Origin of the sequence: Tsukamurella pseudospumae (assembly GCF_001575205.1) — a bacterium.
GTDB classification, from domain to species: Bacteria; Actinomycetota; Actinomycetes; order Mycobacteriales; family Mycobacteriaceae; genus Tsukamurella; species Tsukamurella pseudospumae.
The window spans coordinates 79,483-92,514 of the sequence record NZ_LSRE01000044.1; the positions used below are offsets into that span (position 1 = coordinate 79,483).

Below are 13,032 nucleotides of genomic sequence, written 5' to 3' on the forward strand. Positions count from 1 at the left end.
CCCGACATCGCGCGGGAGCTCAGCCCCGTGAAAGCAGAAAGCCGCCTCCGAAGAGGCGGCTTCTTTGCTCCCCCAACTGGACTCGAACCAGTAACCCTTCGATTAACAGTCGAATGCTCTGCCAATTGAGCTATGGGGGATTGAACTTTGACCGAGATGAGACTCTAGCGCATGTGCGCGCGAGGATGCCAATCGCCTGGTCAGAGCCCTACCTCACCCGCGCCCGGGCCAACATCATCAGCACCGCCGGCACCGTCGACAAGGCCCGGGCGCGCACCGTCATCCGAGAGCAGCAGCAGAGGGCACCACGACGGCGAACAGGTCCCCGATGCCGGCGAGGGCGCTGTCGTGCAGCTGACGGGCCGAGACGGCGCCGGCGGGCGAGAGGAGCGGCCGGGTCGCGCAGGCGTCGGCGACGACGGTCGGCCGACTCCCGTGGAGGAACGCACCCTCCGCGGTGTACGCCACGCACATGTGGGTCATGAAGCCGGCGATCACCACCTGCGCGTTGCCCGCGGCGTCCACGAGGTCGCCCAGCTCCGTGCCGACGAAGGCGTTCGGTGCGGTCTTGACGACCACCCGCTCACCGTCGACCGGCGCGACGCGCGCGTGGATCGCGCCGATGTCCTCGCGGACGTCGTAGGGCGTCCCAGGGCCACCGTCGTTGACGACGTGGATCACGGTGGCCCCCGCGGCCCGGGCACGACGCAGAAGCGCCTCCGCGGCCGTCAGCGCGCTCTCCCAGCCCTCGAGCTCCATGACTCCCCGCGTGTACGTGTTCTGGTAGTCGACGAGGATCACGGTCGCCTCGGCCACCGTCGCCGGCTCGCTCCCGAAACCGTTGAGCTCCCGCAATGTACTGCGCGCCATGAATTCTCCTTCACATGTCCTGGAATCGCGATGACCCGATCAACGCTACGAAGCGCACCGCGATGTCGCAATGACACGTATGCTGCAGATCCAGACATCAGAGGAGGGCGCGGATGAACCGGCTGATCGTCGTCGTGATCTTCGACCAGGTCGACCTGCTCGACGTCACGGGACCCCCGGAGGTGTTCTCGTTGCTGCAACGCGAACTCGACCGGCCCACCGGCTACCGGGTACTCCTGGCTGCGGCCTCCATCGACCCCGTGACCACCTCCGCGGGCGTGCGCGTGCTCCCCGATGTCACCTTCGACGACGTACCGCGCACGGTGGACACGCTGATCGTGCCGGGCGCGGTCACCGTCGGGCAGGACCGACGGATCGCGGCCCTCGTCGACCCGGACGCCGCCGCGTTCGTCGCGCGCACGGCCCCGCGGTGCCGGCGGGTGGCGTCGGTGTGCGTGGGCGCCCACATCCTGGCCGCCGCCGGCCTCCTCGACGGTCGGCGCGCCACCACGCACTGGTCGACGGCGCAGCAACTGGCCGACGAGCATCCGGAGATCACGGTCGACCCGGATCCGATCTTCATCCGCGACGGTGACATCTGGACGGGCGCCGGCCTCAGCGCCTGCCTGGATCTCGCGCTCGCGCTCGTCGCCGACGACTTCGGTGACGAGGCGGCGCAGCGGGTCGCCCGGCAATTGGTGGTCTACCTCAAGCGTCCCAGCGGTCAGAGCCAATTCAGTGTGCCGCTCGAGCAGGGCGGGGCGTCGCGACGCGTCGACGAACTGCGGCACCACATCCTCACCCACCTGGATCGCCCGCTGTCAGTGGGCGAGCTCGCGGCGCACCTGCACCTCAGCGAGCGCCAACTCACGCGGGTGTTCAGGACCGAGCTCGGGACGACGCCCGCGGCCTACGTCGAGGCGGCGCGGGTGGAGGCCGCCCGCAATCTGCTCGAGACCACCGACGACACCGTCGCCCGTGTCGCCGCGACGTGCGGGTTCGGCACCGTCGACACCCTGGCCCGAGCGTTCCGCCGGACCCTGAGCATCACCCCCGCGCAGTACCGCGAACGGTTCCGGATCCGCTGACCCCGGACACACGAACGCCCTCGGGGAGGCCTCCGAGGCGCCTGTGGCGCTCCGAGGGCCTCCCCGAGGGAGTCATGCGATCCGACTGTTAGGAACCGGTCGAGCAGGTGCCTGCCTTGACCTGAGCCGGCGTGCACACGGTCGCGTCGGCACCAGCGGTGACACCGGCGCTCACAGCGGGCTTCTGGGTCGCCTGCGTGCGGGTCGCGGCCTGCGGGGTCACGGCCGGGGCCGTGGTCGTGGTCGTGGCGGCCGGAGCCTGGGTGGTCTCCTGAGCCTGCGTGGTCTCAGGCGCCTGAGGCTTCGTCACCGTGGTCTCCGGAGCCTGCGTCGTGGTCTGCGCCTGCGTCGGCGCAGCCGGACGCTCCGCCGGCTTGGTGGTGGTCGTGGTGGCACCGGCACCGCCGGTCACGCTGCCACCCGCACCACCGGTCACGGTGCCGTTGCCCGCACCGGCGCCGCCGGTCACGTTGCCACCCGCACCACCGGAGACGGTGCCGTTGCCCGCACCGGCGCCGCCGGTCACGTTGGCGCCCGCACCACCGGTGACGGTGCCGTTACCCGCGCCACCGTTGACGGTGGCACCCGCGTTGCCCTGGACCTCGACGCGGTTGGCGTTGTCCGAGCTGGGCTTCGCGACGGTCGCCTGGACCGACGTACCGATCGCCTCGTTCAGCGACGCGGTGGTGCCGGCCTGGATCGTCGCACCCTGCAGGGCGACGGGCAGCGGCGCGACGACGCTGGCGTCGAGGTTGACGTTGCCGGTCACCTTGGCGCCGGGGAGCGCGAGAACGGGCTCCACCTTCGCCGAGGTCGGCAGCGGCTGCAGCACGACACCGGGGGCGACGGGCGCCGTCACGGTGGTGGTCGTGGTGGTCGACGTCGTGGTCGTGGAGGTGTAGATCGGAGCGGTGATCCGGTCCTGGTCACGGACCTCGACGACGCGACCCGGGGTGACCGCCCACACGGGGTAGTACGGGTCGTTGAACTTCGGGTTCGCGTGGCGGTACGGGTTGTTGCCCAGGTTGATGCCGATGGACACCGAGATCAGCGGCTGCGGCTTCGGCTGGGTCCAGCTCTTGGGGTAGACCCAGAACACGGGCACGTCGACGTGGAAGTCGGCCTCGAACCACGGCTTCGGGTAGCTGGGCTTCTCCCACGGACGGGGCTGGCCCGGGTGCCACGGCTTCACGCCGAGCTGACGGCCGTACAGGGTGTAGCAGGTCTGGGTCTGGACCTCGGTGCTGACGCTGCCACCCGGAGTGGTGGAGGTCTGCTTCCACGAGCCGGTCTCACAGATCTGCTGGTAGATCGCGATCTCGTCGCGGGTGTAGTTCCACGGCTTGTAGTTCGCCGGGCGGACCATCGGCGCCGGGGGTGCGGGCTGGGGCGCGACGCGGATGCCCGGGATCTTGGGCGCGGCCGGGTAGTAGACCGTGGTGTTGTTGCTGGTCGAGGTGATCGTGCCCTGCGGCAGACCCGAGTTCGCGACGGCCTGCGCGGCGACCGCGTTGCCGACCATCGTGACGCCCTTGGGCGGCACGGCGACACCGTCGGTCTGGAAGGCGCCGGGGTTCGCGGTGAACTGGTCACCGGTCACGGGCTGGAAAGCGACGGGGCTGTCTCCGCCGGTCGACTTGCCACACCCGGCGAGGAGGCCCGCCACGGCCACGACGGCGAACGACGCGGCTCCGATCTTCTTCGTATTCATGTGGTTCCCATCCTTGGGTGATTCGACGGTGCGCTGTCGCGCCCCGCTGGACTCTCGGACTCGATTCACACGCTCTATACGGACCTTGCCACGGATCGTTACAGCCCGCGGTAAGTATTTCGAGAAGTTCAGGGTTGTCCCGGAGGTTCAGTACAGCGGGCGCACAGAGAAGACCTGTAGCTTCTGCGGCGCGCCCTTGGCCTTGAACCGGCGGGGTCGCACCTGGTAGCGATCCCTTTCCGCGATGGAGAAGACCGTCTCGGACGCGAGCACCTCTCCCCCGTTCGCTGCCTCCGCGACCCGGGCGGCGATGTTCACGTCGACCCCGATCAGGTCGCCCTTGACCCGCCGCGGCGTGCCCGTGTGCAGGCCCGCGCGCAATGTCGGGCGGTAGTCCTCGGCGAGGTCGATCATGCCGACGGCCTCGATCACCTCGTACGCGGCCTCGATCGCACTGTCGCCGTCGAAGGCGGCCAGGGCACCGTCGCCCATGGTCTTGACGATGACGCCGCCGTGCCGCTCGACGATCTCCTTGGTGGTCTTGTTGACCGCGTGCAGCAGCCGCACGATGTCGTCGTCCGAGCGCTCCAGCGCCCACGTCGAGAAGGCCACCAGATCGGTGAAGAGGATGGTGATCGGCTTCGGCGGCAGGTAGTCGCGGTCGCGCCGGCTGATCATCGCCTGCCAGGTGGCCGTCGCGAGGGTGCCGAGCTCGCGGGTGACCGTCGGCTCGTCGCCCACGATCCGGTCCACCAGCTTCGACAGCCGTTCCGTCGACTCCGCGTCGGGCTGGAACAGTTCCTTCTTGGGGCCGCCGGGCATGTTCTCCCGGGCCGCGCGGACCAGCCCCGTCATCGCCTTGCTGCGGTTCGCGGCGTGCGCCGCCGCGGCCCCCTTGGCCAGCATCTTCCGCCCCTTGCGGGGCTCGGGCCCGGCTGCGTCGTCGGGCAGCGCGAGAGCGTCGTCAGCCATGCGGTCGAGCGTAGTCGTCCGGTCCTGCGGCTACGACGATGCCCATCCCTCGCGCCGCGCGCCGTAACGCGCCGCGCACACGTAGACGTCGAGCTCCGCCGCCGAGTTGAGCACCGCCTTGACCACCCGCCACACCCCGAGACTCGCCCGGCGACCCGCCGGCGGCCGGATTCCCAGGTTGAAGTAGCCGCTGCGCACGTCGTAGTGGTCGAGCACTCGTACCCCCATGTCCGTTTCGGGTGATCCGCATCACACGTTAGAACGAGTTCCTCCGTTCTGGATCGAAACGGCGCACGACGCGCCGGACCGGCGTGTTCGGTAGCTTCGGCTCCATGTCCGAGGACCTGTCGTTCCCGATCTCGACGGTGCGTCTGCGGCTGCGGCCGTACCGCGACGACGACATCGAATGGATGCACCGCGTGTTCTCCCAGCCCGAGGTAGCGCGGTACCTCCTCGACGAGCCGTGGTCGCGCGAGGTCGCGGCCCGCAAACTCGCGGAGCGCCTGGAACGAACCGGCTTGGAAACAGAGAGCAGGTCGCTCTCGCTCGTCGTCGAGCTCGACGGTGCGCCGATCGGCACAGTCCTGCTGTGGCGCACCGACGACGGGAACCACAAGGCCGGGATGGGCTGGTCGTTCGACCCCGCGCACCACGGCCACGGCTACGCGCGTGAGGCAGCGCAGGCACTGGTCGACCTCGCCTTCGATCACTACGGCCTGCGGCGCGTCACGGCGAACATGGACGGCCGGAACTCCGCCTCCGCGCGCGTCGCCGAGGCGATCGGCATGCGGCGCGAGGCTGTCCTCCGCCAGGACTTCTTCAGCAAGGGCGAGTGGACCGACGACGTCGTCTACGGCATCCTGCACGCGGATAGGTAGACGGGCCTGCGCAGGTGTCGGCACGCGCCCGGCCGCCGGGATCGGGTTCGACGGTGCGCGGGTACTATCGAGCCGCTGCGGGCCCCGCCCGCGCGTCGGGGGCAGTAGCTCAGTCGGTTAGAGCCGCGGACTCATAATCCGCTGGTCGTGGGTTCGAGCCCCACCTGCCCCACCACATCTCCTGCGATCAAACCGCGTGTCATCTGATCGAATGAATCTCAGCCCGACGACGTGGCGAAAATCAGTCATACTTGGCCAATTCCCCCTCTGCCAGGTCTAGAACGTCCCCCATAAATAGCAAGCGAAGACATTCTTCATTGTCGGCGAGCATCCGGAGGCGTACTGTCAGGCAACCCCGACAGTCGTGCACGAAAAGGAGTTTCCATGTTCGCCGCTACCAAAGGTCGATCTGCCTATTTCCGCACACTCGCAATTGTCGGACTCACCGCGTCAGCCACGCTCGCGGTCGCTCCCGCCGCCAATGCCGATTATTTCCTGGTCGATCAAGACAGCTTCAACTTCGTCAACGCGAATCAAGGCGTGCGGGCAGCAGGTTACGTGAACTGGTACCAAGGCGCGCGAACGCTCCGCCCTGACGTGTTCCGTGGTCAATTCACCAACGGCTCGACGGTTCGCCTGGCGCGTACAGGTTGCGCGTATGTGCAAATTGGCTGGAATACCCTCACAGGCTCAGCGAGCTGGCCACCCGCAGGGAGTGCGAGCACCACCAGCGATGGATGGTACCGCCAATGCGGATCAGCCGGGACTGCGATAGACCTCGCAGGCCAATCGTATGCCTCTACAAGATTATTCCGCGTATGCCTGAACATCGGCTACAGCGCGAGCGCTTCTCAACCCCGTTCGTGGCAATCCAACTGGTGCGCAATTGAAGGTGGCCGGTAAAGTAGCCACTGTAGCGATCCGAGAATCGCCCGACTTACCGCTCATCCAGGTTCGTCACTATTCGATGTGGACGGCGTTCAGCAGATTCGCCTGCCGACGAAGCTGATGGCTGCCCACCAATCGCACCGCTTCTCGCGACAAAACCGGTTGCCGCCGCCAGATACGTTGGATCCGTGACCAGCACACCGACGCCGCTACTGTGGATCAGTGGCGCACCTGGAACCGGTAAGACCACCACCGGGTGGCGGGTGTTCGAGCGGCTCATAGCCTCAGGAGGGAACGCGGCGTACGTCGACATCGACCAGCTCGGACTCCTCGGCCCCTTCGACCGGCTCACGGGCTCGGCCCCGCACACAATGAAGGCCAATAACCTCGCCCGCGTGGTCGATGTGCTTCGCACTCACGGACTCCGGCAGATGATCGTGTCCGGAGTCGTGGATCCCGAGCACGGCGCCGCCCGGTTCGACGAACTCGCGGCACCCACCATCGCCCCGACGCACGTCCGGCTCCGCTGCGACTGGGCGGAGCTGGAGCGGCGCTACCTCGGCCGCGGCTCCGACCCGGACACCATCGCCGCGCTGCGTGAGATCGCCGACTTGTACGACCGCAGCGCGATCGGCACCGTCGACACCACCGGGCTCGACGTCGACGACGTCGCCCATAACCTGGCCGCCAACCATTGCGCGGTCCGGCCCGCTCCCTGGTCACCCGCCCCCGCCGTCGACGCCGCCCCGCTCCCCACGACGGTGCTGTACGGCGCGACGGCCGTCGGGACCTCGACGGTCGGGTGGGAGCTGGTGCGCCACCGGTGGGCCCGCGGTCGCGCGACCGCGTACATCGACGCCGGGCAACTCGGATTCCACGGCGCCGCCTACGACCCCGCGGTACACGCGAGCGCCTACGCGGCGTTGACCCGTGGCTACGAGCGCGCCGGCGCGCAGGACCTGATCGTGGTCACCCACGATCCCGAACTCGTCCTGACGGCCCACCGGCACCACGCACCGACACGCGTCCTGCTCGACGCGTCGGACGCCGCGCTCACCTCCCGCGTCGGGCTGCGTTCGCGCACCAGTACCGGTCTGCTGCCGGGCGACGAGATCGTCCGGGCCGATCCGACTCGGCAACGTCTCCTGGCGGAACGCGCGCACCGGCAGGCCGCACGACTCCGCAACGACGACGGTGCTGACATCACGATCGACACGACGGACGACGAGCCGTCGGGCACCGTCGAACGGGTCGAGAGGGCGCTGGCAGAACGGGCCTGAACCGAGGTGGGGATTCGGTCCAACTCCGCATTCCTTCGGCGAGGTGCACATCCCCAGACATCTCCTAAACGAGTTCGTGAGGTCGCTGACGCAGAGCGCTATCGGTAGCCTCGACCCGTGAGCCATCCACCTGAGCAACGCCGAAACGCGGATGTGACGGGGCTGGAACTGATCGGCGGAATCGAGAAGCGGGACATCGTCTTGGTGGAGCACACCGCCACGTGGGCCGACGTGTTTGCGACACACCGTTCCCGAGTTGCAGCGGCGGTCGGACTCGCTTCTCGCGGTATCGAGCACATCGGCTCGACATCGGTTCCGGGACTCGCGGCGAAGCCGATCGTCGATGTGCTCCTGCTCGTTGACGACATCACCGCCGAATCCAAATATCTGGATCCGCTGACCCGCAGCGGCTACGTCGTCCGCGTCCGCGAGCCCGGGCACCGGATGCTGCGGACACCGGAACTCGATGTTCACCTGCACGTCTTCGAACCGGGCACCCCCGCAGCGGAGGACCTCCTACTACTCCGCGAGCACCTCCGCCGGCACGAGGCCGATCGAGATCTGTATGAACGCACGAAGCGCGATCTGGCTGAACGAGATTGGCCGGACATGAACGCCTACGCCAACGCGAAGTCGGAAGTCATCGCGCACATCCTTCACCGCGCACGCTCCGCCCCAAGGGATTTCATGTGACAATCGACTATCGTCTGCCGGGACGCTTGACCGATCTGACCGCCGTACCCGCCGAAGCGCTCGCCGGTTTCGGGAGCGAACCAGTGACCATCTGCGCACCTATTCACTCGCTGGTGCTCCAACCAACCGATCCGGCTGCACGCCATCTCTCCGAGGCCCGGCTCGCGGAGAACCAGATCAGGCCCGCCCCTGAGCTGGCACTCCGGCTTCTCTCCCTCGAGAACAAGCCACTCACCGAGCTGCGCGAGCCGGGTCAGCGAGTCGTCGGCACGTGTCGGCATTTCGCCGTTCTCGCATGCGCCCTGCTTCGCCACAGGGGCATTCCTGCTCGGGTTCGTTGCGGATTCGCTACGTATTTCGAGGAGGAGAGGGCCGTCGATCACTGGGTGATCGAGTATCGGATCGCCCAGCACGACCGGTGGGTACGCCTGGATCCGGAGATTCTCGGACAAACAGTCGTGGAGCATCCGGAGGACCTGGCGGAAGGATTGTTCCTGTCCGGCGCGGAGGCCTGGATGGCATTCCGGCGAGGCGAGATCGATGCCTCACGTTTCGGTGTCCACGGCACCGAGAATTGGGGGCCGGCCGAGATTCGCGGGAACCTGGTCAAGGATCTGGCCGCCCTGAACAAGGTCGAGATGCTCCCGTGGGACGAGTGGGGCCGGATGACCGAGGCCTACGACGGCGAGACAGGCCCCGACTACGACATGCTCTTGGACCGAGTTGCCGCGATCTGCATCTCTGACGACCCCACCGAGATCGCCACCATCTACCGGAACCCAGATCTGACAGTCCCTGACACGCTGGTCTGCTCCTAACCGCGCCTCGCAGGCATCGGCCCGCGAACGAACCTCGCCGCGGGCACCGTCGAACGGGTCGAGAGGGTGCTGGCAGAACGGGCCTGAGCACCGTCGGCCCCGGCGACGCGAGCCGACCGCCTTGCGACCCGATAATTCGCCTCCCTCACCATCGCCCCAGTGGCCCACCGGGAGCGCGGTGACATGCATAATGTGGAGCGTGACGCAACAGCTGGATTCGGATTCCCCTTCGTACGACGCCAACGCCCGCGGCGCGTACGACAGCCACCGCGACGCCTGGGTGGCGCGCGAGGAGCAGGCCGAGCGCCTGATCCCGATCATCGGTCGCCTGTACCGGCAGTTCGGCGTGGTGTCGTCGATCCACGGGCACCGCCTGATCAACCTCTCCACCTCCGCGGTGATCTCGGCGCACGAGCGCGCCGAGGAGCTGGGCCACCAGGCCCTCACCCTGGAGCAGACGGAGAAGGTGCTGCGCGGCCTGCTCGCGATCGAGCCGGAGCCCGCGTCGATCGACATCGCCCGGCTGGCGAAGCTCACCGGCGACCTCGACTCCGACGAGGCCATCCAGGAGCTGCTCCGCGCAGAGATCGCCAAGCGCAACGTCCCCGTGCACGGCGAGGACGGCGGCGCCGACGTCGTGCTGTACGGCTTCGGCCGCATCGGCCGCCTCCTGGCCCGCATCCTGATCAGCCACGCCGGCAACGGCCACGGCCTGCGCCTGCGCGCCATCGTCGTGCGCCGCAGCGTCAAGAACGACCTCGAGAAGCGCGCCAGCCTCCTCGCCCGTGACTCGGTGCACGGCCCCTTCGCCGGCTCGGTCTCGATCGACGCCGAGAACGACGTGATCATCGCCAACGGCACCCGGATCCAGGTCATCTACTCGGACGATCCGTCGACCATCGATTACACCGCGTACGGCATCAAGGACGCGCTGATCGTCGACAACACCGGCCGCTGGCGCGACGAGGAGGGCCTCGGCCAGCACCTCAAGAGCAACGGCGCCGCCCGCGTGCTGCTCACCGCGCCGGGCAAGGCGCCGCTGAAGAACATCGTGCACGGCATCAACGACAGCACGATCGAGGACGCCGACACGATCCTCTCCGCCGCGTCGTGCACCACCAACGCGATCACCCCCGTGCTCGCGGCCCTCGACGAGGCGTACGGCATCCAGCGCGGCCACGTCGAGACCGTGCACTCGTTCACCAACGATCAGAACCTGATCGACAACCTCCACAAGGGCGACCGCCGCGGCCGCTCGGCGGTGCTGAACATGGTGATCACCGAGACCGGTGCGGCCAAGGCCGTGTCGAAGGCGCTGCCGCAGCTCGAGGGCAAGCTCACCGGGTCCAGCATCCGCGTCCCCACCCCCGACGTCTCGCTGGCGATCCTCAACATCACCCTCGAGAAGCCCACCACCAAGGACGAGGTCAACGACTACCTCCGCCGGGTGTCGCTGCACTCGAAGGTGCGCCAGCAGATCGACTACATCGAGTCGCCCGAGGTCGTGTCGAGCGACTTCGTCGGCTCGCACCGCGCCGGCATCGTCGACGGTCTCGCGACCATCGCCGACGGCAAGGACCTCGTGCTCTACGTCTGGTACGACAACGAGTACGGCTACTCGTGCCAGGTGGTCCGCGTGCTCGAGCGCATGTCCGGCGTGCACCCGGTGGTCATCCCGGCCCGCGCCGACGTCCGCGTCGAGGCCTGATAGCCGGGCCCGATAACCGAAGGCTCGCAGCAGAACCCGTCACCGCCCCGGTGGAAGCTCCCGCTTCCACCGGGGCGGAGTCGTCTCCGTCGAGGACCGATGGATTCCGCCTACGACGGCGATTCGACGTCTTCGTCCGCGACCCTGCGGGAGCTCCCGTTGAACACCGCTGCCAGCTGGCAGATGGATGTGTTGGTGTTGATGAAGCTCCGCTTGTACGCGTGCCTCGATCAGCGCGAGGAGGTACGGATCGTCGTCGACATCAACCGCGTCACGTCGGCCGAGATCGTCCCCATCGACTTCGGGCGCCGCGGGGGGACCACTCTCCGCGCTGCGCGGTAGGTGACCGCCCCGCGCAGATCGATCAGGCTCCCCAGCCCGAGGTTGAACATCGTTCTCTTCGCCACGCGCCCCGCCGACCGAGCACTCATGTGCTCGGTCTCCCCCGCGCGGTCCATCAGCGTCATGTGCCACAGCCTATCCATTCCGACAGGTTTCGATCGCCGATGTCGCTCAGTCCGCGGGGTAGTCTCACGAGCAGTCGCAGCACCCGCCGTCACAGCAACAGTCGCCGTCGCAGCAGCAGTCGCACCCCTCGCTGCCACCCTTCGCGGCCTTCTTCCCGACTCCGCCCTTGCGGTCCTTCTTCTTCAACGACACCGCGTCGGCCGCGAGGACCGTGGCCATCGCGGTCAACAGCAGCGGTCGGACCAGCCGATCGTCGCGCAGCTGGACCCGACCCAACCGGTCGATGACGATGCCCTGCAAGACTTTCAGGCGATCCACCGCCTGCGCGACAGTCGTGCCCGTCGCATCGAGCGGGTTGTAGTCACCCCGCTCTCGATCCCGCGGAAGATCCTCCACCGCATCGGCGAGGTGCGCGAACTCGCCGTAGGCCCGTCCCATGTCGTACAGCGGGTCGACATTCTCCGGACGCCCGGCCAACGTCGCCGACGCGGCGAACATCTCCCCCACGGCCTGCGCGGTCGGCGCCGTCACCTCGGCCAGCGACGTCGCTCGGGTCTCGATCCGCGCCTGCTCCGCGAGACCGCGCAGACTCGCCGGCACGTGCGCGGCCTCCGCGACCGCAGCGTCCGCCACCGCGACGCCCGCCAGCCGCCGCTCGGCCCTCCGAACCAGTCCGACGGTGCGCCGCCCGACCGCGGACGTCCTCCCCGCGAGACCGTTCTCCTGCTCGGCGACCCGGTCGCCCAGCTTGGCTGCGGCCAGCGTGAGCGAGGCCGTACTCGCCAGCCGCACACCGAGTTCCGCGGGCGCGATCACCTCGGCACCCCGCATGCCCCGCAATGCGCACGGTCCGGCCGACCGGGTGGAGGCGGGAACGCCCTGCTGCGCCTCGACCAGCGCGGACAGCATCGCCGCATCCGTGTTGGTCGCCGCGCGGGCGGGCTGCCCGCCGGTGTCCCGCAGCTTCAGGCACAGCCCGCACAGGTGCGCGCGCCAGCGGGCGCGCAGCTCCGGTTCGAGGTGGGCGACACACGGGCGTACGAGTCCGAGCACGGGCGGGTCTCCGATCAGTGGCTACAACCGGGTCAGTACCGCCCATTGTGCTGCACCGGTCAGTCGTCGAACTCGAAACCGTCGGCCTCGGCGGCGGCGACCACCTCGCGCAGGCGTGCGGGATCGTTCACCACCGGCGCCAGCTTCGCACCCAGCCGCACGAGCACGTCACGATCGTCGGCCCGCGCGCAGAACATGCCGGACTCGCTGTCCAGGCTCACCCGTTCCACGAGCTGCGGCGCCACCCGCTCGGCGACGCCCTGCCAGAAGTAGCCGTTCGGCTCGTGCCCCGACTCGGCCACGGCATCGTCGGCCGGGGTACCACCGGCCACGAGCAGGAGCGAATGCGCGCCGGACGAGGTCTCGACCAGCGTGAGCGGGGCGATCCGCGTCGCGTCGCCGCCGGACCGGATCTCGAGGAGCTTGCGCACCCCGCGCCAGGCCATCAGGACGACGAAGGTCCCGAGCAGAATCGCGGGGTACTTCAGCCACGGATTGAGCGGGTCGAGAAGCCAGAACAGGAGGCCCAGTGCCACGACGACCGCCAGAAGTTCAGCGATGTCGGCGGGCTTGAACTGGCGGTCCTCGTCGTCGGTCAGCACGTG

14 protein-coding genes and 2 tRNA genes are annotated in these 13,032 nt (G+C 68.5%); 8 read left to right on the top strand and 8 right to left on the bottom strand.

The features are described 5' to 3' along the window. Positions 1-67: 67 nt before the first annotated feature. Positions 68-140 (bottom strand) — tRNA-Asn (locus AXK61_RS18035). A gap of 139 nt (positions 141-279) precedes the next feature. After that, on the bottom strand, positions 280-870 hold the full coding sequence (locus AXK61_RS18040) for a cysteine hydrolase family protein (protein ID WP_068746553.1): 591 nt from the start codon (positions 868-870) through the stop codon (positions 280-282). Between the two features lie 113 nt (positions 871-983). On the opposite strand from AXK61_RS18040, the gene AXK61_RS18045 reads away from it, so the two are divergent. Then, positions 984-1,958, top strand: a complete 975-nt coding sequence (locus AXK61_RS18045; RefSeq protein ID WP_068572576.1) for a GlxA family transcriptional regulator — start codon at positions 984-986, stop codon at positions 1,956-1,958. Positions 1,959-2,046: 88 nt separating this feature from the next. Here AXK61_RS18045 and AXK61_RS18050 read toward each other — a convergent pair whose 3' ends face one another. The 3 genes from AXK61_RS18050 to AXK61_RS18060 all read right to left on the bottom strand — a co-directional run bounded on the left by AXK61_RS18050 (position 2,047) and on the right by AXK61_RS18060 (position 4,869). Then, complete coding sequence (locus tag AXK61_RS18050) at positions 2,047-3,669, bottom strand: hypothetical protein (protein ID WP_068572574.1); 1,623 nt, start codon at positions 3,667-3,669, stop codon at positions 2,047-2,049. Positions 3,670-3,816: 147 nt separating this feature from the next. Beyond that, entirely contained in the window at positions 3,817-4,641 is an 825-nt protein-coding gene (locus AXK61_RS18055; RefSeq protein ID WP_068746554.1) for an adenylate/guanylate cyclase domain-containing protein, read from the bottom strand. A 30-nt stretch (positions 4,642-4,671) separates the two neighbouring features. Then, the gene (locus AXK61_RS18060; RefSeq protein ID WP_156485740.1) at positions 4,672-4,869 is read right to left on the bottom strand and encodes a hypothetical protein; all 198 of its coding nucleotides are present in this window, start codon (positions 4,867-4,869) and stop codon (positions 4,672-4,674) included. A gap of 104 nt (positions 4,870-4,973) precedes the next feature. Between AXK61_RS18060 and AXK61_RS18065 the strand changes: the two genes are divergently transcribed. The 7 genes from AXK61_RS18065 (at position 4,974) to AXK61_RS18090 (ending at position 10,906) form a co-directional block, all read left to right on the top strand. Continuing rightward, entirely contained in the window at positions 4,974-5,519 is a 546-nt protein-coding gene (locus AXK61_RS18065) for a GNAT family N-acetyltransferase (protein WP_068746677.1), read from the top strand. A gap of 98 nt (positions 5,520-5,617) precedes the next feature. Beyond that, positions 5,618-5,694 (top strand) — tRNA-Ile (locus AXK61_RS18070). Positions 5,695-5,903: 209 nt separating this feature from the next. Beyond that, positions 5,904-6,422: a hypothetical protein gene (locus AXK61_RS25130; RefSeq protein WP_156485741.1), complete on the top strand. Its 519-nt coding sequence runs from the start codon at positions 5,904-5,906 to the stop codon at positions 6,420-6,422. 173 nt (positions 6,423-6,595) lie between these two features. Then, on the top strand, positions 6,596-7,687 hold the full coding sequence (locus tag AXK61_RS18075) for an AAA family ATPase (RefSeq protein WP_068746556.1): 1,092 nt from the start codon (positions 6,596-6,598) through the stop codon (positions 7,685-7,687). Positions 7,688-7,804: 117 nt separating this feature from the next. Beyond that, positions 7,805-8,380 carry a GrpB family protein gene (locus tag AXK61_RS18080; protein WP_068746557.1) on the top strand — a complete coding sequence of 192 codons (576 nt, stop codon included), beginning with the start codon at positions 7,805-7,807 and terminating at the stop codon, positions 8,378-8,380. Beyond that, a complete protein-coding gene (locus AXK61_RS18085; RefSeq protein WP_068746558.1) occupies positions 8,377-9,198 on the top strand; it encodes a transglutaminase-like domain-containing protein in 822 nt (273 codons plus the stop codon). The genes AXK61_RS18080 and AXK61_RS18085 overlap by 4 nt, the downstream gene beginning before the upstream one ends. A 199-nt stretch (positions 9,199-9,397) precedes the next feature. Further along, a complete protein-coding gene (locus AXK61_RS18090; protein WP_269451177.1) occupies positions 9,398-10,906 on the top strand; it encodes a glyceraldehyde-3-phosphate dehydrogenase in 1,509 nt (502 codons plus the stop codon). Between the two features lie 230 nt (positions 10,907-11,136). Here AXK61_RS18090 and AXK61_RS25135 read toward each other — a convergent pair whose 3' ends face one another. From AXK61_RS25135 to AXK61_RS25495, 3 genes are all read right to left on the bottom strand, one after another. Then, positions 11,137-11,373: a hypothetical protein gene (locus AXK61_RS25135; protein WP_156485742.1), complete on the bottom strand. Its 237-nt coding sequence runs from the start codon at positions 11,371-11,373 to the stop codon at positions 11,137-11,139. 64 nt (positions 11,374-11,437) lie between these two features. Further along, entirely contained in the window at positions 11,438-12,427 is a 990-nt protein-coding gene (locus tag AXK61_RS18100; RefSeq protein ID WP_068746560.1) for a DUF5685 family protein, read from the bottom strand. A 59-nt stretch (positions 12,428-12,486) separates the two neighbouring features. Next, on the bottom strand, positions 12,487-13,029 hold the full coding sequence (locus AXK61_RS25495; protein WP_197466862.1) for an Imm51 family immunity protein: 543 nt from the start codon (positions 13,027-13,029) through the stop codon (positions 12,487-12,489). Between the last annotated feature and the right edge of the window lie 3 nt (positions 13,030-13,032).